The 22,425-nt window shown below is 75.1% G+C and carries 18 protein-coding genes; 6 read left to right on the forward strand and 12 right to left on the reverse strand.

The genetic code is table 11. From position 1 onward, the window contains the following. Nucleotides 1-2 precede the first annotated feature (2 nt). Both ACH5A8_RS07910 and ACH5A8_RS07915 read right to left on the reverse strand, forming a co-directional pair. On the reverse strand, nt 3-584 hold the full coding sequence (locus ACH5A8_RS07910; RefSeq protein ID WP_398999139.1) for a (2Fe-2S)-binding protein: 582 nt from the start codon (nt 582-584) through the stop codon (nt 3-5). Then, complete coding sequence (locus ACH5A8_RS07915) at nt 584-1,474, reverse strand: FAD binding domain-containing protein (protein WP_398999141.1); 891 nt, start codon at nt 1,472-1,474, stop codon at nt 584-586. Before ACH5A8_RS07915 ends, ACH5A8_RS07910 begins: the two co-directional genes overlap by 1 nt. A gap of 338 nt (nt 1,475-1,812) precedes the next feature. Between ACH5A8_RS07915 and ACH5A8_RS07920 the strand changes: the two genes are divergently transcribed. Beyond that, nucleotides 1,813-3,519, forward strand: coding sequence for a PucR family transcriptional regulator (locus tag ACH5A8_RS07920; RefSeq protein WP_398999142.1), 1,707 nt, complete (start codon nt 1,813-1,815; stop codon nt 3,517-3,519). A gap of 416 nt (nt 3,520-3,935) precedes the next feature. Next, nucleotides 3,936-4,703 carry a hypothetical protein gene (locus ACH5A8_RS07925; protein WP_398999144.1) on the forward strand — a complete coding sequence of 256 codons (768 nt, stop codon included), beginning with the start codon at nt 3,936-3,938 and terminating at the stop codon, nt 4,701-4,703. 465 nt (nt 4,704-5,168) lie between these two features. Here ACH5A8_RS07925 and ACH5A8_RS07930 read toward each other — a convergent pair whose 3' ends face one another. Beyond that, complete coding sequence (locus ACH5A8_RS07930; RefSeq protein WP_398999146.1) at nt 5,169-5,984, reverse strand: GntR family transcriptional regulator; 816 nt, start codon at nt 5,982-5,984, stop codon at nt 5,169-5,171. A 165-nt stretch (nt 5,985-6,149) separates the two neighbouring features. Between ACH5A8_RS07930 and ACH5A8_RS07935 the strand changes: the two genes are divergently transcribed. Both ACH5A8_RS07935 and ACH5A8_RS07940 read left to right on the forward strand, forming a co-directional pair. Beyond that, nucleotides 6,150-7,034: a (2Fe-2S)-binding protein gene (locus ACH5A8_RS07935; protein ID WP_398999148.1), complete on the forward strand. Its 885-nt coding sequence runs from the start codon at nt 6,150-6,152 to the stop codon at nt 7,032-7,034. 363 nt (nt 7,035-7,397) lie between these two features. Beyond that, on the forward strand, nt 7,398-8,435 hold the full coding sequence (locus ACH5A8_RS07940; protein WP_398999149.1) for a DUF2637 domain-containing protein: 1,038 nt from the start codon (nt 7,398-7,400) through the stop codon (nt 8,433-8,435). A gap of 166 nt (nt 8,436-8,601) precedes the next feature. Here ACH5A8_RS07940 and ACH5A8_RS07945 read toward each other — a convergent pair whose 3' ends face one another. The 3 genes from ACH5A8_RS07945 to ACH5A8_RS07955 all read right to left on the reverse strand — a co-directional run bounded on the left by ACH5A8_RS07945 (nt 8,602) and on the right by ACH5A8_RS07955 (nt 13,194). Further along, the gene (locus ACH5A8_RS07945; RefSeq protein WP_398999151.1) at nt 8,602-9,087 is read right to left on the reverse strand and encodes an ATP-binding protein; all 486 of its coding nucleotides are present in this window, start codon (nt 9,085-9,087) and stop codon (nt 8,602-8,604) included. Between the two features lie 188 nt (nt 9,088-9,275). Beyond that, nucleotides 9,276-11,018: a pyruvate dehydrogenase gene (locus ACH5A8_RS07950; protein WP_398999790.1), complete on the reverse strand. Its 1,743-nt coding sequence runs from the start codon at nt 11,016-11,018 to the stop codon at nt 9,276-9,278. Between the two features lie 85 nt (nt 11,019-11,103). Then, nucleotides 11,104-13,194 (reverse strand): protein phosphatase 2C domain-containing protein, encoded by a 2,091-nt coding sequence (locus tag ACH5A8_RS07955; protein WP_398999152.1) that lies wholly within the window; start codon nt 13,192-13,194, stop codon nt 11,104-11,106. 396 nt (nt 13,195-13,590) lie between these two features. Here ACH5A8_RS07955 and ACH5A8_RS07960 point away from each other — a divergent pair, with 396 nt between their 5' ends. After that, nucleotides 13,591-14,580 (forward strand): helix-turn-helix domain-containing protein, encoded by a 990-nt coding sequence (locus ACH5A8_RS07960; protein WP_398999154.1) that lies wholly within the window; start codon nt 13,591-13,593, stop codon nt 14,578-14,580. Between the two features lie 9 nt (nt 14,581-14,589). Here the strand turns inward: ACH5A8_RS07960 and ACH5A8_RS07965 are convergent, their stop codons facing one another. From ACH5A8_RS07965 to ACH5A8_RS07980, 4 genes are all read right to left on the reverse strand, one after another. Next, nucleotides 14,590-15,117, reverse strand: coding sequence for a methylated-DNA--[protein]-cysteine S-methyltransferase (locus ACH5A8_RS07965; RefSeq protein WP_398999792.1), 528 nt, complete (start codon nt 15,115-15,117; stop codon nt 14,590-14,592). Nucleotides 15,118-15,274: 157 nt separating this feature from the next. Then, entirely contained in the window at nt 15,275-16,669 is a 1,395-nt protein-coding gene (locus tag ACH5A8_RS07970) for a bifunctional transcriptional activator/DNA repair enzyme AdaA (RefSeq protein WP_398999794.1), read from the reverse strand. A 108-nt stretch (nt 16,670-16,777) separates the two neighbouring features. Then, complete coding sequence (gene rsgA, locus ACH5A8_RS07975; protein ID WP_398999156.1) at nt 16,778-17,935, reverse strand: ribosome small subunit-dependent GTPase A; 1,158 nt, start codon at nt 17,933-17,935, stop codon at nt 16,778-16,780. Nucleotides 17,936-18,601: 666 nt separating this feature from the next. Next, nucleotides 18,602-19,189 (reverse strand): rhodanese-like domain-containing protein, encoded by a 588-nt coding sequence (locus ACH5A8_RS07980; protein WP_398999159.1) that lies wholly within the window; start codon nt 19,187-19,189, stop codon nt 18,602-18,604. Between the two features lie 93 nt (nt 19,190-19,282). Here ACH5A8_RS07980 and ACH5A8_RS07985 point away from each other — a divergent pair, with 93 nt between their 5' ends. After that, nucleotides 19,283-19,570 (forward strand): metal-sensitive transcriptional regulator, encoded by a 288-nt coding sequence (locus ACH5A8_RS07985; RefSeq protein WP_398999161.1) that lies wholly within the window; start codon nt 19,283-19,285, stop codon nt 19,568-19,570. Between the two features lie 97 nt (nt 19,571-19,667). Here ACH5A8_RS07985 and ACH5A8_RS07990 read toward each other — a convergent pair whose 3' ends face one another. Both ACH5A8_RS07990 and ACH5A8_RS07995 read right to left on the reverse strand, forming a co-directional pair. Then, on the reverse strand, nt 19,668-20,414 hold the full coding sequence (locus tag ACH5A8_RS07990; RefSeq protein WP_398999164.1) for a sulfite exporter TauE/SafE family protein: 747 nt from the start codon (nt 20,412-20,414) through the stop codon (nt 19,668-19,670). A 287-nt stretch (nt 20,415-20,701) separates the two neighbouring features. Beyond that, nucleotides 20,702-22,075, reverse strand: a complete 1,374-nt coding sequence (locus ACH5A8_RS07995; RefSeq protein WP_398999796.1) for a rhodanese-like domain-containing protein — start codon at nt 22,073-22,075, stop codon at nt 20,702-20,704. Nucleotides 22,076-22,425 lie beyond the last annotated feature (350 nt).

Below are 22,425 nucleotides of genomic sequence, written 5' to 3' on the forward strand. Positions count from 1 at the left end.
GCTCAGACCCCCTCGGACTGCCGGGCGGCCGCGAGGCGGACCGCGTCCATGATCTTCTCGTAGCCCGTGCAGCGGCACAGGTTGCCCGACAGCGCCTCGCGGATGTCCGCGTCGGTCGGGTTGGGGTTGCGCTCCAGCATCTCGTCGGCGGCGACCAGCAGACCGGGCGTGCAGAAGCCGCACTGGACGGCGCCGGCGTCGATGAACGCCTGCTGGATCGGGGCGAGTTCGACGCCCTCGCCGGTCTGCGAGTCGGCGCCCTGCGCCCGCCACCGCTTGGCCTCGTCGAGCGTCGTGCCGGCGGCGCCGCTCGCGCAGCCGCCCTCGGCGCGGTCCTTGGCGTACTCGGCCAGGCCCTCGACGGTGACGACCTCGCGGCCCTGGACCTGCCCGGCCGCGACCAGACAGGAACACACCGGCACGCCGTCCAGGCGCACCGTGCAGGAGCCGCACTCGCCCTGCTCGCAGGCGTTCTTGGAGCCCGGCAGGCCCATGCGCTCGCGCAGGACGTAGAGCAGGGACTCGCCCTCCCAGACGTCGTCGGCTTCCTGCGGCCGTCCGTTGACGGTGAAGTTGACACGCATTACGCAGCTCCCTCCGAGGCGTTGCGGGCGCCGCGGTACGACTCCCAGGTCCAGGTGAGTGTCCGGCGGGCCATCACACCGACCGCGTGGCGGCGGTAGCTCGCGGTGCCCCGGACGTCGTCGATCGGGTTGCAGGCGGCGGAGCACAGCTCGGCGAACTGCTTGGCGACCGACGGGGTGATGATCTTTCCGTTGTCCCAGAAGCCGCCCTCCTCCAGGGCCGCGTTCAGGAACTCCTCGGCGGCCTGGGCGCGGACGGGGGTGGGCGCGGCCGAGCCGATGCCGGTGCGCACCGTCCGGGTCTCGGGGTGCAGGGCCAGGCCGAAGGCGCACACGGCGATGACCATGGCGTTGCGGGTGCCGACCTTGGAGTACTGCTGGGGTCCGTCCGCCTTCTTGATGTGCACGGCGCGGATCAACTCGTCGGGGGCGAGCGCGTTGCGCTTGACGCCGGTGTAGAACTCGTCGATCGGGATGCGGCGGGTGCCGCGCACCGACTCGGCCTCGACCTCGGCGCCCGCGGCGAGCAGGGCGGGGTGGGCGTCGCCGGCCGGGGAGGCCGTGCCGAGGTTGCCGCCGACGCCGCCGCGGTTGCGGATCTGCGGGGAGGCGACCGTGTGCGAGGCGAGCGCCAGGCCCGGCAGCTCGGCACGGAGATTGTCCATGATCTTCGTGTAGGGGACCGAGGCGCCCAGCCGCACGCTGTCCTCGCCGACCTCCCACTCGTAGAGGTCGCCGACGCGGTTCAGGTCGAGCAGGTACTCGGGCCGGCGGTGGTCGAAGTTGATCTCGACCATCACGTCGGTGCCACCCGCAATCGGCACAGCGGTGGGGTGCTCTGCCTTCGCGGCGAGCGCCTCCTCCCAGCTGGCGGGGCGAAGGAAGTCCATGACCGGCTCTCTTCTTCGTCTCGAAAGGTCGTACAGATTGAGCCAATCCGTGTGCGGCGGGCCAGGCTCGTTCTCGTTCATGTGCTGTTCACGCGGAGTGCAGTCAGTACACCGCCCGGTGCTCCGGCGGGGTCAGTCACCGAAACCATGAAGGGTTTGGCTGGCCACGCCGGGCATCTTGTAGATTCGTATGAACGGAGGTCGTCGGTGACATCTTGGGTTCACCCGGGAAACAGAGGTCACCGCCCTCCCGGCGGAGCTGCCGACCGGCCGCCCGGCCGGGCGCCCACCACAGGATTCATCGTAGTTTTCGAGACAAAGAACGGCGGCGACGACACATGCGGCTGCGCGCACTGCTGGACACCGACGCGCTGGGCCTGAAGCTGCTCGGCGGCGAGGAGGAGCTGGACCGCACCGTCCGCGGTGTCATGACCACCGACCTGCGCGACCCGAGCCGGTACCTCTCCGGCGGCGAGCTGGTGCTGACGGGCCTGGCCTGGCGCCGCGACGCCGCCGACTCCGAGCCCTTCGTACGGATCCTGGCGCAGGCCGGTGTCGCCGCGCTGGCCGCGGGCGAGGCGGAGCTGGGCGCGGTGCCCGAGGACCTGGCACGGGCCTGCGCCCGGCACCGGATGCCGCTGTTCGCGGTGCACGAGTCGGTGGCCTTCGCGACGATCACCGAGCACGTGGTGCGCCAGGTCTCCGGCGAGCGCGCCGGCGACCTGGCCGCGGTGGTCGACCGGCACCGCCGGATGATGACCTCCGGGCCGGCGGGCGGCGGCCCGGACGTGGTCCTGGACCTGCTCGGCTCCGACCTGGACCTGCGGGCCTGGCTGCTCTCCCCCACCGGCCGGCTGATCGCCGGGCCCGGCGCGGGCGGCCCGGCGCTGCCCGCGCGCACCTGCGCCCTGCTGGCCGCCGAGCACATGACGGCGGGCCGCACGGGCCGGCGCGGCCCGCACCGGGTCACGCTGGACGGCACGACGTACTCCCTCTTCCCGATCCGCGGCGGACAGCGCGCCGCGCAGGCCGCCGCACGTCCCGCCCAGGCCGCGCGGGACGTGCGCGAGACGGTGCTGTCGGACTGGCTGCTGGCCGTCGAGGCGGACGCCGGCGACTGGCCCGAGGAGCGGCTCGACCTGCTGCAGGGCGTCACCCAGCTGATCGCCGTCGAGCGGGACCGGCGGGAGGCGGCGCGCACGGTGCGCAGGCGTCTCGCCCAGGAGGTGCTGGAGCTGGTGCAGACGGGCGCGCCGCCCGCCGAGATCGCCGCCCGGCTCCGGGTCGCCGCGCCGGTGCTGCTGCCCGGCCTCGGCGCGGCCCCGCACTGGCAGGTCGTGGTGGCCCGCGTCGAGTGGGACGGCGCGCCCGCCGAGGGCGGCCCGGTCGCCCAGGCGCTGCTGGAGGAGATCCTCGCCGACCCCTCCCCCGGCGCCCCGGGCGCCGGCCACGAGCCGTCCGACCGGATAGCGGTCGCCCACACGGGTGACGAGGCCATCGCCCTGGTGCCGCTGCCCGCCGTCTCGGCCGAGCACGACGGCTCGGAGAGCGGGATCCTGGCCGACGCCCTCCTGGAGTCCGTGCGGGACCCGCTGTCGGCCGGCCTCGGCGACGACGGCCGGCTCACGCTCGGCGTCAGCGCGGCCGTGCACTCGGCCGAGGGGCTGCGCGGGGCGCTGGAGGAGGCGCGGCACGCCCGGCGGGTCGCCGCCGCCCGGCCGGGCGGCGTCTGCGCGGCCGGCCACCAGGAACTGGCCTCGCACGTGCTGCTGCTCCCCTTCGTCCCGGACGACGTGCGCCGCGCCTTCACCGCCCGGCTGCTGGACCCGCTGCGGGACTACGACCGCAAGCACCGCGCCGAGCTCATCCCGACCCTGGAGGCGTTCCTCGACTGCGACGGCTCCTGGACCCGGTGCGCGGCCCGGCTCCACCTGCACGTCAACACGTTGCGCTATCGGGTCGGGCGGATCGAGCAGTTGACGGGGCGTGACCTGTCGCGGCTGGAGGACAAGCTGGACTTCTTCCTGGCGCTGCGGATGAGCTAGCGCCGCGGCAGGTGACGTTCGCCCGTCAAGGAGCGGCGTCCGGTGCGTGCTCTCGCCGTGCCGGCCGGAAGCCCTCGTACTGGACGTACTCGGGCTTTCGGCCGGTGCGGCGAGTGGGGGTCCCCCTGCTCGAAGAGCTTGGGGGAGGCGTGCCGGGCGTCGCGACGGGGCGAACGTCGCCTGTTGCGGCACTAGCGCCTCTCGTCCGGATCAGGGCGGGCTCGCGGCCTGATCCGGACGGAAGGCCCCCGGCGTGGCCGGCGGGCGGTGGTGACACCTGCTACCGGCCACGTTCCCCCGACTTTGTGAAATCCTTCACCCACCCCCTTGGCCGGGCCCCGGGATTCGTGCTGAGATTCCGCCACCACTCAAAGCTCGAAGACGTGCTCGGGGAGGGCAACGTGGCGCATACCGCCATGTCTGGTAACGGAACGACCGCAGGTGACGATCCACTCCAGACCGCGGTATGGCGGCTGCGCTCGCGCGCGTGCTGGGCCGACGCGGCGGCGCTGCTGCAGTCGGCCACCGCCGACGCGGCGCTGCAGCGCACCGCGCTGCTGGTGGAACGGTGCCTGTACACGGAGGCGGGGTGGCAGGACGCGGAGGACGCGCTGCGGGCCGCCGAGGCGCTGGCGCACACCGACGAGGAGCGCGGCGCGGCCGCTTGTGAACGCGGGTACTTGGCCTACTCGGCCACGCTGCACGGCGTGCGCGACCGGGCGGACGAGGCGCGTTCGGCGCTGGGCCGGGCGGCGGCGCTGATCCCGCCGGGCTCGCCGGGGCGGGCCCTGCTGGACTTCCGGCGCGGGCTGATCGCGGAGAAGCTGACGCGCTCCCCGCAGGCCGCGCGCGCCGCCTACCGACGCGCCCACGCCGGCGCCACCGCGCATCACGACCCGCTGCTGCTCTCCTCCACCTGGCGCCACCTGGCCGGACTCGCCCTGAGAGAAGGCGAGTTGGCCGACGCCCGGCACGGCTTCGCCGAGTCGCTGCGGATCCGCGAGGAGCTGGGCTACCTCGTCGGCACGGCCCCGGCGCTGGTCTCCCTGGCCGACACGGAGACGGAACCAGAGGCCTCCCGCCTCCGCGAGGAGGCCAGCCGCCTCTTCCGCCTCCTCGGCGGCGTCCCCACCTGGCTCTCCCGCCACCTGACCCCACCGACACCGGGAGCGGCCACGGCGTAGCCGGCGGGCGGCACGAGGACGCTCGGCAGGCGCGCGGGCGGACAGTGGACGGCGGGCGGCGCGGGCGAGCCGGGAGCAGCAGCGCGGGCGGCGCGGGCGCACCGACGGCGCCGGGAGACGGGGACGCCGCTACGGTGCGGACCGCCGGTCGCCGGCGGGGCCCGGTGACGCGCTCCTGGGCCAGGGCGCCGGACCATCGCACCGACCCGAGCGCTCGACGGCCGCCGGCCGGGGGCCGCGTCGATGCCGCCGCGGCGCGCGACGCCGGGCCGCGGGCCGCCGGCCGTCAGCGGGGCCCGCCTGAAGCGCTCCTGGACCAGGACCCCTACCGCTGCGCCGACCCGTGCGCTCGACGGCCGTCGGCAGGGTCCGCATCGGCGGTGCCGGGGCGCGCTGCGCCGGGGCGGCAGGCCGCATCGGCGCCGACGCGGCGCGGGGGACGCCCGTGCGACGGAGCGCCGGCCGTCAGAGGGGGCCGGTGAAGTGTTCCTGGATCAGGGTGCGGACCGCTGTGTCGTCGTGGGCGATCAAGGCGTCCAGGAGGGCCGTGTGTTCGGCCGCGTCGGCCAGGAGGTCGGGGCGGCCGGGACCGGGGGCCGGTGGCCGCTGGGTGCGGCGGTGCAGGTCGGCGGCGATCCGGACGAGCTGTTCGTTGCCCGACAGGGACAGCAGCGCGTGGTGGAAGGCACGGTCGGACTCGGCGTAGGCCGCCGGGCATCCGGAGGACGCCGCCCGCACGGTGGCCTCGGCGAGGGGACGCAGTCCGGCCCAGCGCTCGACGGGGACGGTGCCGGCCAGCCGCAGCAGCACCGGAACCTCGATCAGCGCCCGCACCTCGGCCAGCTCGGCGAGTTCGCGGGCGCCCCGCTCGACGACCCGGAAGCCCCGGTTGGGCACGACCTCGACGGCGCCCTCCTGGGCGAGTCGCTGCATCGCCTCGCGGACCGGGGTCGCGGACACCCCGAACCGTTCGCCGAGCGCGGGCCCCGAGTAGACCTCGCCGGGCCGCAGCTCACCGGTGGCCAGCGCGGCGCGCAGGGCGTCGAGGACCTGTCCGCGCACGGAGGAGCGGCGCACGGACGGGCGGGCGGGCGCGGCGGGCGACCGGCCGTGCGTGTGTCCACCGCGGGCGCCGTCCGCCACCGACGCGTCCCGTTCCCTCTCCCGGGCCGCCCACGGCTGCCGGGGCAGCCGGGCCCCGCCCGCGTCCGGAGCGGCCTGCGGGGCCCCGGCGAGGGCCGCCCCGGCGGCGCCGGCGGGGTCCTGCGCGCCCTGCTTCACGGTGCTCCTCCGGGCTTGGGTGTGCTTGGGGCCATTACGGCGGGTTGCTGCTCCTCCGTCAAGCACCTTAGACACAACTGGCCAAGGGTTCACATTCCACCGAAGTGAAGTAAGGTAAGGCTTACCTCCAACCGTCCCCGTCGACCGTGAATCGGTGGTTCCGGCATGCCTGTGCCCCCTTCGGCAGTCGCGGCCGCGTACGCGCGGCTCAGCGAGGCCTTCCCCGGCCTCACGGTGACCGAGCTGGGCCCCGGCGAGCAGGCGCCGAGCGGCGGCGCGTGGACGACCGCCGACTCCCTGGCCGCGGGCGGCCCCGAGCTGGACGCCTTCCTGGCCTGGGACGACGCACAGGTGCTGCGCGACTACGGGACGCGGGCCCGGCCGGACGTGGTGGCGAGCTTCGGACTGCACCGCTACGCCTGGCCCGCCTGCCTGCTGTTCACGGCGCCCTGGTTCCTGCACCGCCGGGTCCCCCGCCTGCCCGTGGCGCACGTCTCCTACGACCGCACCTCGGGCCGCATGGCCGTACGCGTCACCTCCTTCGCCTGCCTGCCCGGCGACCCCGCCGCCGCCCTGCCCGGCGCCCGTGTGGTGCCCGACGAGGAGGCGCTGCGCGCCGAGGTACGGGCGGCCGTCGCCGAGCACCTGGAACCCGTGCTCGGCGGCTTCGGCCCCCGCATGCGCCGGCGCGGCCGGGCCCTGTGGGGCATGGCGACCGACGAGGTCGTCGAGGGCCTGTGGTACGTCGCCCAGCTGCTCGACGAGCAGGAGCGGGCGATGCGCGAGCTGGAGCTGCTGATGCCGGGCGCGACCCGCCCCTACGTCGGCTCGGCCGCGTTCCGCGAGCCGACCGGCCCCGACGGCGAGATCGCCCCAGGCCCTTCGGGCAGGGAGCGCTCCCAGCCCAGCCGCGACCGGGTCAGCTGCTGCATGTTCTACACGGTGCGCCCCGAGGACACCTGCGCCAACTGCCCGCGCACCTGCGCCACAGCCGACCGGATCCCGGGTCGGATCGCGGACCGGTCCGCCACCGCCACGGTCGCCGCCTGACGTCACGTCGGTCGAGGCGGTGGCCCACCGACCCCGGCACCTCATGCACGACTTGACGGCTCGTCGGAACGTACGGCGGCCCGTCACGCGTCCCGTAAGATCGTCCACGACTGGGACCCCATACGGGCTCAGGGTGTTCACAACTCCCTCACCCGTCGCGGGAACTTTCCGCGGAACCACCCGTACGGGTAGTCTTATTCGAACTCAACTCCCGCCCCTCACGCGGCAGTTCGAGCAGAACGCCGTCCCCGGGCATCCCCTTGCACCTCCTTGGCGGCCTCTTGCCCCGAAACCCCCTGAGGGCAGCCGGGATTGGGCCACTATGGCGGGCGTTACGCCCTATCCCAATGCAAGGGACCCTAGATGAGACTGACCGACATATCGCTGAACTGGCTGCTTCCGGGCGCCGTGCTGCTCCTGGGCGTGCTGGCGGCGGTGGCGGTGCTCGCGCGCGGCAAGCGGTCCAAGGGGAACACGAGTGCCGACGACTCGTGGGAGCGCAGCGAGGAGCGCCGCAGGCGCAAGGAGGCCGTCTACGGCACCGCTTCCTATGTGCTTCTGTTCTGCTGTGCGGCGGTCGCCGCCGCGCTCTCCTTCCACGGCCTGGTCGGCTTCGGCGAGCAGAATCTCGGCCTGACCGACGGCTGGCAGTACCTGGTGCCGTTCGGTCTGGACGGCGCCGCGATGTTCTGCTCCGTGCTCGCGGTGCGGGAGGCCAGCCACGGTGACGCGGCGCTCGGCTCCCGGCTGCTGGTGTGGCTGTTCGCCGCTGCGGCGGCCTGGTTCAACTGGGTGCACGCGCCCCGGGGCGTCGCCCACGCGGGCGCGCCGCAGTTCTTCGCCGGCATGTCGCTGTCGGCGGCGGTCCTCTTCGACCGCGCGCTGAAGCAGACCCGCCGTGCCGCCCTGCGCGAGCAGGGCCTGGTCCCGCGCCCGCTGCCGCAGATCCGTATCGTCCGCTGGCTACGGGCCCCCCGGGAGACGTACCGCGCCTGGTCGCTGATGCTCCTGGAGGGCGTGCGCAGCCTGGACGAGGCGGTCGAGGAGGTGCGCGAGGACAAGCGGCAGAAGGAGGAGCGGAGCCGGCTGCGGCGCGAGCAGGAGCGGGTCGAGCGCGCCCAGCTCAAGGCGATCAGCCGGGGCCACCGCGGCTTCGTCGGCCGGGGCGGCCGGCAGGGCGAGACGCAGGCCCTGGAGCGCGGCTCCGGTCAGGTCACCGCGGAGCCTGCCATATCGCCGGCGGAGCCCCTGCCGGTGCGCGCGCGTCCCTCACTGCAGCCCGTCCGCAAGGGCTCTGACGCCCTCACGGTCGACCTCACCGCGGAGGACGACACCCAGGCGCTGCCGCGCCTGGACTCGCTGGAGCGCAAACTGAAGGACCTGGAGCAGCAGTTCGGCTGATACCGAGACTGAGGCTGAGGCTGATACCGAGGCCGAGACTGAGGCGAAAGGTCGGTCACCGACAGCGCCAAGGGGAGGGGGGGGGGGGGGGCGCCGGGCCCGCCCCCCCCCCCCCCCCCTCCCCTTGCGCGTCCTCCGGTCCGGGCGGCTCGTGCCGGCCGCCCGCTCAGGCCGCCTCCGCCGCCGTCAGTTCGAACCACACCGACTTGCCGACGTCGTGCGCGCACACGCCCCAGGCGTCCGCGAGGGACTCCACCAGGAACAGGCCCCTGCCGTTGGTGTCGGCCGCGGCCTCCGGCATCCGCGGCCGGGGCCGACGCGCCACGAAGTCCCTTACCTCGACCCGCAGTCCGTCCGGCGAGACGGTGGCGGTCAGGATCGCGTCGTCGTCGGTGTGCACAAGCGCGTTGGTGACCAGCTCGCTGGTCAGCAGTTCGGCGACGTCGGAGGTGTCCGGCCGCCCCCAGGGACGCAGCAGTTCGCGCAACGCCCGGCGCGCCTCGGGCACCGCCCGCAGATCCGCGCGCATCAGTCTGCGCCTGAGCTGGGGCGCCGGTAACCTCCGTACGACGCCGTCGGTCGCCGTCTCGACCGTCGTCACCGGTGCGGCCGCGACCGTCGCGGGGCCGCCCCCTCGTGCCTGACCCTTCATCTCCCCCGCCCGCGCGCCGATGTCGGTTCCCCTCCAGCTCGAACACGTTCACGGGGATCCATGCCCAGCGGAGCACACGGCAGTCATGTCGAGCCGTCAACGACCGAGTGTTCGGCCAACTTGGCCGGAGTACGACGCTTTCCACGGCCCTCAGGGGCCGCCGACGGGAGCCTGTGGGGCCGCCCTGCTCAGGGGCGCGGCACGTTGCGGAGGTTGGACCGGGCCATCTGCACCATCCGGCCCACCCCGCCGTCCAGCACCATCTTCGAGGCGGACAGGGCGAACCCGGTCACCATCTCGGCACTGATCTTCGGCGGGATGGACAGGGCGTTGGGGTCGGTGACGACGTCCACGAGGGCGGGCCCCTTGTGCCGGAAGGCGTCCTTGAGCGCCCCGGCGAGTTCCTTGGGCTTCTCCACCCGTACGCCGTGGGCGCCGCAGGCCCGGGCGACGGCGGCGAAGTCGGGGTTCTTGTTGGTGGTGCCGTAGGAGGGCAGGCCGGCCACCAGCATCTCCAACTCGACCATGCTGAGGGCGGAGTTGTCGAACAGCACCACCTTCACCGGCAGGTCGTACTGGACCAGGGTCAGGAAGTCGCCCATCAGCATGGCGAACCCGCCGTCGCCGGACATGGAGACCACCTGGCGCCGGCGGTCGGTGAACTGCGCGCCGATCGCCATGGGCAGCGCGTTGGCCATCGAGCCGTGGGAGAACGAACCGATGATGCGGCGGCGGCCGTTGGGCGAGATGTAGCGGGCGCCCCAGACGTTGCACATACCGGTGTCGATGGTGAACACGGCGTCGTCAGCGGCGACTTCGTCCAGCACGGCGGCCACGTACTCGGGATGGATCGGCACGTGCCGGTCGACCTTCCTGGTGTACGCCTTGACGACCCCCTCCAGCGCGTCCGCGTGCTTCTTGAGCATCCGGTCGAGGAAGCGCCGGTTCTTCTTCTCCTTCACCCGTGGGACCAGACAGCGCAGCGTCTCGCGCACGTCTCCCCACACGGCCAGGTCGAGCCGGGAGCGGCGGCCGAGGTGCTCGGGCCGGACGTCGACCTGCGCGATCCGCACGTCGTCGGGCAGGAACGCGTTGTAAGGGAAGTCGGTGCCGAGCAGGAGCAGCAGGTCGCACTCGTGGGTGGCCTCGTAGGCGGCGCCGTAGCCGAGCAGCCCGCTCATGCCGACGTCGAACGGGTTGTCGTACTGGATGAACTCCTTGCCGCGCAGGGCGTGGCCCACCGGCGACTTGATCTTCCCGGCGAACCTCATCACCTCGGCGTGCGCGCCCGCCGTGCCACTGCCGCAGAACAGGGTGACCTTGTCGGCCTCGTCGATCATCCGCACCAGCTCGTCGATCTCCGCGTCACCGGGCCGCACGGTGGGCCGGGAGGTGACGATCGCGGTCTCCGCGGCCTTCTCGGGCGCGGGTTCGGCGGCGATGTCGCCCGGCAGCGTCACCACGCTGACACCGCTGCGGCCGACCGCGTTCTGGATGGCGGTGTCCAGCAGCCTCGGCATCTGCTTCGGACTGGAGATCAGCTCGCTGTAGTGGCTGCATTCCTGGAACAACCGGTCCGGATGGGTCTCCTGGAAGTAGCCGAGCCCGATCTCGCTGGACGGGATGTGCGAGGCGAGCGCGAGCACGGGGGCCATGGAGCGGTGGGCGTCGTACAGGCCGTTGATGAGGTGCAGGTTGCCCGGGCCGCAGGAGCCGGCGCAGGCCGCCAGCTTCCCGGTGATCTGCGCCTCGGCGCCGGCCGCGAAGGCGGCGGTCTCCTCGTGCCGGACGTGGATCCAGTCGATGGCGGCGTTGCGGCGGACCGCGTCGACGACCGGGTTGAGGCTGTCGCCCACGACGCCGTACAGGCGTTTGACCCCGGCGCGGACGAGGGTGTCGACGAACTGCTCTGCGACGTTCTGCTTGGCCATGGCTGCTGGACGCCCTTCGGTCTCTTCGAGGTCCCGTACCGGTCCTCGCGGGTCCTCGGTGTCCATGAATCCACAGCCTCGCCGCTCACGCCTCCCAGACGGCGGCGGCCGTACGGTCGTCCGCGTACCCCTTCACCCGCGTCTGGGCGTCCGCCAGGAACGCGGCCAGACCGGGCGGGGCGGCCCCGGCCCACCGTCCGGTCAGATGCGCGCGCAGCTCCGCCTCGCCGCGCAGGGGGTCGGCCAGGCCGCGCGTGCACATCACCAGCACGTCACCCGGACGGGCTACGGAGGCCCGGAAGCGGAAGGGCTCGCGGGGCGGCTCGGGCGCGGCGACGGTGGCGTACGGGCTCGGCGGGGCGGGGATGCCGAAGTCCGGGGTGGGCCGGTCGCCGTCGGGGGCGGTGGCGCGGGCGGCGCCCGAAGCGGGTTCGGGCGTCTGGGGCTCGATGTCCTGCCACTCCCCGGCGCGCAGCCGGAACAGTCCGCCCGCGCCGACCCCGAAGAAGACCCGCACCCGGCACTCGGGGTCGGCGGGCACCAGCAGGCAGCGCAGCGTGGCCGCATGGCCCTCCGGTCCGGTGCCGCGTTCGGCCGCGGCGGCGCGGAGCCTGCCGAGGCAGCGGTCGGTGAGGCGGTGCAGACCTGCCTTCAGCTCGCCGCGCCGGCCGGCCCGGATGTCCTCCACCAGCCGCTGGTGACTGCGGCCCACGGCCCCCGCGATCCACTGGCACGCCTCCGCCGCCGCGCGGTGCGCCTGCGGGGCGGTGCGGGCGCCGGTCGCCGTCGCGACCAGCAGGAGCGCCTGCTCTCCGCTGCCGAACCGGGCGGTGAGCAGCGCGTCCCGGCGCGGTTCGCCCCGATAGCGCGGGGAGTCTCCCCGCAGGGACACGGCGCGCAGCGTGCAGGTGCCGTACCGGGCCCCGTCCAGCACCGTGTCCGGCAGCAGGTCGCCGGGCTCCTCGGGGTCGGCGGCCGGAAGCGCGGTCGGCTCGGCGTCGTAGGTGGGCGGCCCGGAGCCTACGTGGGCGACGGTGGGCGGCGGGGAGAGCGGGGGGCGGGTGCTCGCCTCGGCTGTGGAGGCAGCGGGGGCTGCCGGGTCGGTGGGTTCCGTGGGGGCTGCGGCGGCTGCGGGGGCGGCATGGTGGAACTGGCCGGCGGGATCGGCGTGGCCGGCCTGGTCGGCGTGGCCGGCCTGGCCTGTGGGATCGATGTGCGCGGCTCCGGCGGCAGCGCCCGACCAGGGTGGCGGGGACGGCGGGAGCGTGACCGGCTTCGTGGGCGGTGGAGACGGAGGAGGCGTGGCGGGCGGCGGTGGGAGCGGCGGCGAGGGGGCTCGGGGGGCCGGCGGGTCGGCCGGGGCGGGGCCTGCCTGGGCGCGGGCGCCGCTCGGCCCTTCCTCCTCGGGCGCGGCGTCCTCGGGCGCGCCGGGCGCGGGCGCGGTGGGGGGCTCGGGCGGAGGCGGCGGTCCGGGGGGCACGGCCGACGGTGCGGGGCCGGTGGCCGCTGCCCGGCCGGAGTCGGTGCTCCCCACGTGCGGGCCGGTGGCCGGCGGGGCTTCCTGGGGGGCTCGCCGCCACCAGTCCGGTCCGGGATCCGGCGGCGGGCCGTCGTGGGAAGGGGCCCGGCGGACGTACGGCGCCTCGACGGCGTCCTCGGCCGTCCGTCCGGCCGCCCGGGGCCCGTGCCAGGGGGCGGCGTCGGGGCCGGGTGCCGCGTCCGCTTCGGGGTGGGGGGTGGGGACGGCACCGGCGTCGGTTTCGGGGCCAGGGTCACGCGGGGGTTCGGAGGGCGGGCCGGCAGCGGCCGGTGACCCCACCGCCACGCCGACGGGCGGCTCGGTGTCCGGGTGGACGGTGCGCGGCGGGGGTACGACCGCCGGCGGTGAGGTCGGGAGGTCCCCGAACGAGAACCACTCCTCGTCCCCGTGGCCGGGCCGGGTGTCCTCGTGGGCGTCCGCCCGCGCGTCACGCCACTCGTCGGCCGGTTCACCCGGTACCGCTTCCCCCGTCCGGGTGACGCCCGGTGTCTCCTCCACGGCGTCGGCGGCCGAGGCGAAGCGGTCGTCCAGGGAATCGGCCGCTGCTGTGGGGCCGGTGTCCTCGGTGGAGTCGTCGTACAGCTGCCCCCACCAGTCGTCCTCGTGACCGGTGGGCCTTCCCCCCTGCTGGCTCATGCCCTCAATTGTCCACCGCACGGGCCGCCTGGAAACGGGGCATCCGGAAAATCCGGCGGGCGTCCGGCCCATGATCGGACCCGTCGGGTGACAGTCCGCACGGCCGTACGAAATACAGCCGCCGGGCGGTCCCACCCCCCACGGGAGAACCGCCCGGCGACGCCTGGTCGACCCGGACCCGGGTCACGTAGGGACGGCCGCCGCACGCAGCCGGCGTCCCCGCAGGCCACGGCCTCGGGAGCGGCACATCGATGCTTCGGTGGTGCCACCTTGTCAGGGAGAGGGCGGGTACCGCGATGATGTTGGGAGGCGGGTTTGCGCCGTGGCCGTTTTCCGCCACGCCGACGCGCCGCGAACGGTGTGGCAGGGGGCCCGAATGGGGAGGGACGGCAGCCGATGCTGGCAGCGATAGGTCTGGACGAGAGGCACGAGTCGGCGTACCGGGCGCTGGTGTCCGTGGGCGCCGCGGAGGTGCCCGACCTCGCGCGGCGGCTGATGCTCGGCGAACGGGACACCGAGCGTGCCCTGCGCCGGCTGGAGCGGCACGGACTCGCGGCCCAGTCCTCCGCGCGGCCCGGCCGCTGGGTCGCCGCGCCGCCCGGAGTGGCGCTGGGCGCGCTGCTCACCCAGCAGCGGCACGAACTGGACAAGGCGGAGCTCGCCGCCGCGCTGCTCGCCGAGGAGTACCGGGCGGCGGCGGCCGAACCCGCGGTGCACGACCTGGTGGAGGTGGTCACCGGCGCCCCCGCGGTCGCGCAGCGCTTCCTCCAGCTCCAACTGGGCGCGAACGAGGAGGTGTGCGCGCTGGTCACCGACAACCCGGTGGTCGTCTCCGGGGCGGAGAACGCCGCCGAGGAGCAGGCGGCCGGGCGAGGGGTGCGCTACCGGGTGGTGGTCGAGCGCGCGGTGCTGGACCAGCCGCACGGCATCACGGAGCTGACCGCCGCCCTCGGCCGGGACGAACAGGTGCGGGTCGTCGACGAGGTGCCGACCAAACTGGTGGTCGCCGACCGTACGCTGGCGATGGTGCCGCTGACCACGCACTCGGCGGAGCCGGCCGCGCTCGTCGTGCACGCCAGCGGTCTGCTGGAGCTGTTGTCGGGACTGTTCGAGTCGGTGTGGCGGACCGGACTGCCGCTGCGCCTGGGCGCGTCCGGCGTCACCGAGCAGGATCCGGACGGCCCCGACGCCACCGACCTGGAGGTGCTGTCCCTGCTGCTGGCCGGGCTGACCGACGCGAGTGTGGCCAAGCAACTCGACCTGGGCCTGCGGACCGTGCAGCGCCGGGTGAAGCGGCTGATGGAGCTGGCCGGGGTGGCCACCCGGCTGCAACTGGGCTGGCACGCCTACGAACGCGGCTGGGTGGCCCGGGAACGGCGGCACTGATCCGGGGGCTCAGGGCGTGAGCACGCCCTCCAGCGCGAGCAGCCGCGTCTTGCGCTCCAGGCCGCCGGCGTAGCCCGTGAGCGAGCCGTCCGCGCCGATCACACGGTGGCAGGGGCGCAGCACCAGGAGAGGGTTGGCGCCGATGGCACCGCCGACCGCCCGCACGGCGGCCCGGGAGGCGCCGATCCGGGCGGCGATCTCGCCGTACGTCGTCGTCCGGCCGTACGGGACGGAGTCCAGGGCGTCCCACACCCGCCGCCTGAAGTCGGTGCCGAGGCCGCGGAGCGGCAGGGCGAACTCCTTGAGCTCACCGGCGAAGTAGGCGCGCAGCTGTTCCTCGGCCGCGCGGAAGGGGCCGGCGTCGTGGCGCCACCCGGCCTCGACCGTGCGGCCGCCCTTCTGGCCGGGCACCGACAGGGAGGTGAGCGCACCGTCCGGGTCGGCGGTGAGGAGCAGCGGGCCGAGGGGGCTGTCGATCCGCGTCCAGTAGGTCGCCTCCCCCGGTCCGGGGCTCGTCGCGGGCTCGGCGATCGTCATGGGATCGGGGGCCGTCAGAGGATCGGGGGCCGTCATGGGGTCGGGGATCATCGTGGGCTCGGGGATCATCGCGTGTTCCAAGTGCGTGTGGGGCGCGTCGGGGCCATCGAGGCCGCCGAGGTCGCGGAGGGCTTCGTCGTGGGTTCGTGGTGCGTGGTCATCGGGCCCGCGGCCTCCCCGCGGCGCGCAGGTGGCCCAGGGCGTACGAGCGCCAGGGGCGCCAGCTGTCGGGGACGTCCGCGCCGGGCGGGGCCGCGTCGGGGTCGCCGAGGGCGCGGGTGCGGATGACGGCGGCCGTGGCGGCGTCCAGGCCCGGCAGGGCGAGCAGCGCGCGGTGCGCCTCCTCGCGGTCGGCGCCCGGGTCCAGCCGTACGGTGCCGTCGGCGAGGGCGGCGGCCAGCGCGCCCAGGGCGCCGTGCGGCTCGGCCTCGGCGAGGACGGCCGGCTCGGGGAACAGGTGGGTGAGGCTACCGCAGGGCGCGTCCAGTGCCTTGCCGTAGCGGCGTACCAGCTCCTCGGCCGCCGTCGGCCCCACCAGCGCGCGGACCGCGGCCTCCTCGGGATCGGCGGCGCCGGGCGAGCGCAGGCCCGGGCGGGCGGCGACCAGCGGGGCCAGCTCAGGGTCCGCGCCGAGCCGCTCGTCGACGGCGTACGGGTCGGCGTCGAGGTCGAACAGCCGCCGCAGCCGCTGCACGGCCGTCGTCAGATCGCGCGGGTCGGTCAGGTGCAGCCGCCCCTCCAGCCAGCCGCCCGGCCGTGCGGCGGACCCGGCTTCGGGCACCCGGCCGCGTTCGTCGACGGCGACGATCCCGGCGCCGTGCGGCAGGCGCAGGGTGCGCCGGTACGTCCGCCCGCCCGGCCGTCCGCTCACCTCCTCCACCCCGGGCACGGCCTCGTGCTGGAACAGGTCGAAGACGGGGCCGGTCTGGTAGGGGCCGCGGTGGGCGAGACGCAGTGGGATCCCCGCGGTGGGGGCGGCCGGGCGGCGCCGGGTGCGGAACGCGGCGGCCCGCAGTTCGCTCGGGGTGGCGGCGTAGGCGGTCCGGACGGTGTCGTTGAACTGCCGCACGCTGGCGAATCCGGCCGCGAAAGCGATCTGCGTGACCGGCAGCTCCGTGGTCTGCAGCAGGACCCGCGCGGTGTGCGCCCGCTGGGCGCGGGCCAGCGCGACGGGTCCCGCGCCGAGCTCGGCGGTGAGCTGCCGCTGCACCTGCCGCGCGCTGTAACCGAGGCGCGTGGCGAGCCCGGCGACGCCCTCCCGGTCGATCACGCCGTCGCCGATCAGCCGCATCGCCCGGCCGACGACGTCGGCGCGCACGTTCCACGCGGCGGAGCCGGGCACCGCGTCCGGGCGGCACCGCCGGCAGGCGCGGAAGCCCGCGCCCTGGGCGGCGGCGGCCGTGGCGAAATAGCGCACGTTGGGCCGCTTCGGGGTGACGGCCGGGCAGCTGGGACGGCAGTAGATCCCGGTGGTCTCGACGGCGAAGAAGAACTCCCCGTCGAACCTGCCGTCCCGGCTGCGCACCGCCTCGTACCTGCTGTCCTCGTCCATCACGCTGTCCAGTGTCCGCCCTCGGCGACGACCCGGCTGGCGGAAATCGGACATCGCCGTGAGGTCAGGCCGGGAGGATCCCGGCGCGGCGGGGCGGCGGGGCGTGCGCTACCCCCAGCGGCCCCGCTTCACCGCCATGGCCGCGCGGCCCTCCGCACCCTTGCGCTTCCAGTCGCGGCGGATCTCGGCACGCAGCCGCGCGTCGGTCTTGGCCACGATCCGCTGGTTCTCGCGCATCAGCTTGCGGTAGCTCTCCAGTCGCCGTTCGGGCAGGTCACCGGCGTCGAGGGCGGCGAGCACGGCGCATCCGGGCTCGCTGTCGTGGGCGCAGTCGTGGAACCGGCACCGCTCGGCCAGCTCCTCGACCTCGGCGAACACCTGCCCGACCCCGCTCTCGGCGTCCCACAGGCCGACCCCGCGCAGCCCCGGCGTGTCGATCAGCACACCGCCGCCGGGCAGGACGAGCAGGTTGCGGGTGGTGGTCGTGTGCCGGCCCTTGCCGTCGACGTCCCGGGTGTGCTGGACGCCCATCACGTCCTCGCCGAGCAGCGCGTTGGCCAGGGACGACTTGCCGGCCCCGGACTGCCCGAGCAGCACGGAGGTCCCGCCGGCGACGACGGCGGCGAGCACGTCGAGTCCGTCCCCGGTCAGGGAGCTGACCGGCAGCACCGGCACGCCGGGCGCCGCCGTCTCCACGTCCTGGACGAGGTACGACAGCCCCGCCGCGTCCGGCACGAGGTCGGCCTTGGTCAGCACGACCAGCGGCTGCGCGCCGGACTCCCGGAGTGCCGACTCGTGCGGCGGCGCATCACCGGTCGAGCTGGACATCGCGAGGGCGAGGAACCGCTCGATCCGCCCGAGGTCGAGTTCGACCGCGAGCGACACGCAGATGACGGCGTGATCGATGTTGGTGGCCAGCACCTGGCCCTCGGAACGCTTGGACGAGGTCGAGCGCACGAAGGCGGTACGGCGAGGCAGCAGCGTCCGCACATACCGCGGATCGCTGCCCGCGGGGTCGACGGCGACCCAGTCCCCCGTGCAGACCACCTTCATCGGGTCACGCGGGACAACGAACTCGGTGTCGGCACGGACGGTACCGAGCGGGGTGACGACGTCGCACTGACCGCGGTCGACCCGCACGACACGGCCGGGCAGCAGACCCTGCTCGGCGTACGGAGCGAACTCCGCTTCCCATCCGTCGTCCCACCCGTAGGGGGTCAGGGGATGCGAAGAAGCGGAGAGAGCCGAAGGAGAAGAGAGACTCAAGGGGAACCCTTCACAGGAGTGGCCCCGGCCTCCCGCACTCGCAGGCGCGAAAGCAGGAAAGGATCAGCCTGAGACCACGGAGGTGGAGTGGATGAACTTCTGGTTGCGGACAACGCCCGTCTCAGAGACAGCCATCGGTCACACCTCCCGTTTCTCACTCGGCAGACGGCAGCGGCGAACACCACTGCGTGAAGCGAACCTCACCCTAGAGGCGCCCGCATTCCGGCGCCATCGATTTTCGATCGACCGGACCGGGCGCCGTACCGGGGCTGCCGCCGCCGCCCGGCGTCGGCGCGCGGCACACCGGCGTCGGCACGCGCTCGAGCTGTCGCAGGCGGCCGGCCGCCTGTGCCGGCGTACTCCAGGTACGCGAGGACACGGTCCTCGTCCCAGGGCCCGCCGTCCCGCACGGCATCGCGCAGGGACGGCGCGTCGTGTGCCGTGGCGTCCTGGCCGCCGATCTCCCGGTAGAAGCCTACTCGCTTGATCATCTTCACCCCTGTGAGCCTGCCGCCGGTGGGCCACGGGCGGCAGGTGCGCCGGCAGCCATTGCCGCCGATGGTGGGGATCTGGTCGAGGCCGAGCCGGAGGGCGGGGCCGGCCACTGGAGGTGGTGCGCCTCCGGCCGGCCGGCCCGCGTGCTCCTCCGAGGCCCGCGAGCGCCGCTCAACGGCCGCGCAGCGCCTCCAGTGCGGCGTCGAGGCGGGCCGGGCGCGGGCGGTTGTGGGGCAGTCTGCCGAGCAGGGCGGCCATCCCGCAGGTGTCGGTGAGGGCGGAGAAGACCAGTCCGCCCGCGACGCCCGCCGACAGGACCAGGAAGGCGGGGTGCACGGCGAGGCCGAGGACCACGCCGAGCAGCACCGACGCGCCCGCCGTGAAACGGACCTGGCGCTCCATGCTCCAGACGGCGCGGGTGTCGCAGGCGGCCGGGCGGTCCAGGTCGTGGCCCGCGGCGGCCCAGGCGGCGGTGCCGCCGGTGAGCGTGGCGGCGCCGACGCCCTCCCCGGCCAGCAGGGCGCGGGCCTTCTCCGCGCGGGCGCCGGAGGCGCAGACCAGCAGCACGTCGCCGCGTGCCGCCGCGTGCCGTATCTCCGGCAGCGCCCGTCGGACCAGGTCCAGCGGGACGTTGAGCGCGCCGGGCACGTGCCCGGCGGCGTGCTCGCCCGGCGTGCGCACGTCGATGACGGTGAACTCGTGCAGCCGGGCGCGGGCCTGCTCGACGGTGAGGGCCACGATGGCGGGGGAAGCGGTCACAGCGGATACGGTCCTTCCGGGACGGAGGGGTGGTCGACGACGTCCCGAGACGGGACGTACAGTACCCCCAGGGGTATGTTGCGAGGAGTGATCGTGGAACTGGAGCTCGACGGCACCGACCTCAAGGCCGTGCTGAACCGGCTGCGCCGCGCGCAGGGCCAGATCTCCGGGGTGATCCGGATGATCGAGGAGGGCCGGGACTGCGAGGAGGTCGTCACGCAGCTCTCCGCCGCCTCCCGCGCCCTGGACCGGGCCGGTTTCGCCATCATCGCCACCGGACTGCAGAAGTGCGTGGCCGACATCGAGGCCGGCCGGACGAACGGCGAGGACGCCGCGCTGATGCGGGCCCGCATGGAGAAGCTGTTCCTGTCCCTGGCCTGAGCGCCCCGCGCCGCACCCTCGCGGCGGCCGGGGCCGGGATGTGCGGCGGCGTCGCGGCGGCCGGGGTGCGCGGCGACGCCGTGCCGGTCGGCGCGCATCAGATGACCGCGTCGATCAGCATGAAGGCCGCCACCGCCAGCAGCAGCACGGCGAACACGCGCTGGAGCGCGGGCCCGGACACCTTCGCGGCGAGCCGTCTGCCGTCCCAGGCGGCGAGGATCGCCGCGCCCGTGAAGGGGGCGATCGCCGCCCAGTCGAGCCCGTCGGCCGTACCGGCCCGCATCACCAGCGCGGCCAGCGAGTTGACGGTGATGACCAGCAGACTCGTGCCGACCGCCGCGCGCATGCGCAGGCCGACGACGCCCACCAGGGCGGGGACGGCGAGGAAGCCGCCGCCGACGCCGAGGACGCCGGTGACCGCGCCGAGGCCCGCGCCGGCCGCCGCCGCGCGGCCGGACCGCGCCGGCCGGACGGCGTCCGGCGCCGGACCGCGGCGCAGCATCCGGGCCGCGGCGCAGGCGGCGACCACGGCGAAGGCCGCGGTCAGCACGGTCGCCGGCAGCCGTGCGGCGGCCAGACCGCCGAGCATCGCCGGGACGGTTCCCGCGCCCGCGAACAGCAGCCCCGTGCGCCAGCGCACCTGACCGTCGCGCGCGTGCGCGACCAGGGCGGTGGCCGAGGTGACGGTGACGACGACCAGGCTCGCGGTGGTCGCCGCGACCGGCGTGAATCCGAGGAGGTAGATCAGGGCGGGGACGGTGAGAACACTGCCGCCGCCCCCGAGCGTGCCCAGCGCCAGACCGATGACGGCCCCGGCGGCCAGGGCGAGGACCAGCACACTCACGCGACCGCGCCGCCCTTGCCCCGGGCGGGGCCGGTACGGCCGGCGGCCGCGGCTCGGCCGGTGTCCGCGGGGGCTCCCGCGGCGGCCCCGGCCCGGCTCGTGCTCGCGATGGTCCCGGGCAGGCGGGGGGCGTGGCCGCGACGGGCCGGGGTGGTCCGGTGCGGGCCGCGGTGAGGGCGGCTTGTCAGCACTGCGTGCTTCCTTTCGGAGGGTCGTACGGCTCGGCCGTGCGCGGCGGCGTACGGGCTCTGCTGTGTGCGGCGACGTACGGGTGGGGGCGGTCCTGCTCAGGCGGCGGGGGTCCGTACCGTCAGGCCGGCCTCGGCGGCCGCGTCGAACGCGTCGTCCACCGCGACGACGTCCCGGCCCGCGGCGTCCAGCAGCGACGCGGCGACGGCCGCTCGCATGCCGCCCGCGCAGTGCACCCACACCTCGCCCTCGGGGACCTCGCCCAGGCGTCCGTGCAGCAGGTGGACGGGGATGTGCACCGAGCCGTCGATGTGGCCGCCGGCCCGCTCGGCGTCGCGCCGCACGTCCAGGACGACGACTCCCCCGGCCGGGCGCCGCCCGGCGAGGTCGGCGAACGTGGCGCGCCGGAAGGAGGCCGGCGCCTCGCCCGGCCGGAGCCAGTCGGCCGGGCCGCCGGTGGCCGCGGCGGCCGGCCGGTCGATGCCCACCCGGGCCAGCTCGCGCTGCGCGTCGGCCAGTTGGGCGGCCGACTCGGCGAGCAGCGTCACCGGCTTGCCCCAGGGCACCAGCCAGGCCAGATAGGTGGCGAGCTTGCCCTCGGCCTCGAAGTTGAGGGACCCGGCGACATGTCCCTCGGCGAAGGCGACCCGGTTGCGCAGGTCGACGACCCACTCCCCCGCGGCCAGCCGGGCGGCGATCTCCTCGGCGTCGGCGACGGCGGGCGGGGTGAGGTCGATCGGCGAGGGGCCGGCCGCGTTGACCGGTCCCATGTGCGCGTAGTACGCGGGGATGTCGTCCAGACCGGCGAGCAGATCGGCGACGAAGGCGTCGACGTCCCTGGTGAGCGCGTCGTTCACCGCCCGTTCCCGGCCGATGGTGGTGCTGTCGCCCGTCGTCTGCGCGGAGGAGCAGAAGCTGCCGAAGCCGTGGGTGGGCAGCACCGCCGTGGCGTCGGGCAGTTCGGCGGCGAGCCGGTGGGCGGAGGCGTGCTGGGCGCGGGCCAGGTGCTCGGTCAGGCGCGGTTCGACGAGGTCGGGCCGGCCGACCGTGCCGATCAGCAGCGATCCGCCGGTGAAGGCGGCCACCGCCGTGCCGGCCTCCTGGAGGACGTAGGACGTGTGGTGCGGAGTGTGCCCCGGGGTCGCCAGCGCGCGCAGCGTCAGCCGGGCGTCCCCGTCGAGGTCCACGGTGTCGCCGTCCCGCACGGGAGTGTGCGGGAAGCGGACCCGGGCGTCCTCGGGGACGAGGTGGACGGCCCCGGTGAGCCGGGCGAGCTCCCGGCCACCGGAGACGTAGTCGTTGTGGACGTGTGTCTCGACGACGTACGCGATGCGCACCCCGCGCCGGGCTGCCGCGGCCAGCACCTGGTCGACGTCCCTGGGCGGGTCGACGGCCACGGCCGTGCGCCCGCCGCCGGCCAGGTAGCTGCGGTTGCCGAGCCCTGCGAGCTCGATGGTCTCGACGAAGAACACGGGTGCTCCCTTCATCCAAATTACCCCCCGGGGTATATCGACGAGGCTAACACGAGTACCCCCGGGGGTATCCACGGGTCTCCTGCGGGCCGTCCTCACGAGGCGCCGCCCGGCCGCCGCGCGGCGCGGCTCCCCTGCGGCTGCCACCGCCACGCCAGGTCACACCCGGGCCACTCGCACCGGGCCGCTCACACCCCGGGCTGCTCACACCCAGGGCTGCTCACACGCAGGGCTGCTCACACCGGGTCGCTGACCCCGGTGGACGCTCACACCCGGCCGCCCGCACCGGGCCGAACGGCCCCGCACCGGGGCCGAGCGACCCGTGGCGCCCGCGCCGGGCGAGCCGCAGT

This window comes from Streptomyces sp. NPDC018610 (assembly GCF_044391765.1).
Taxonomy (GTDB): Bacteria; Actinomycetota; Actinomycetes; order Streptomycetales; family Streptomycetaceae; genus Streptomyces.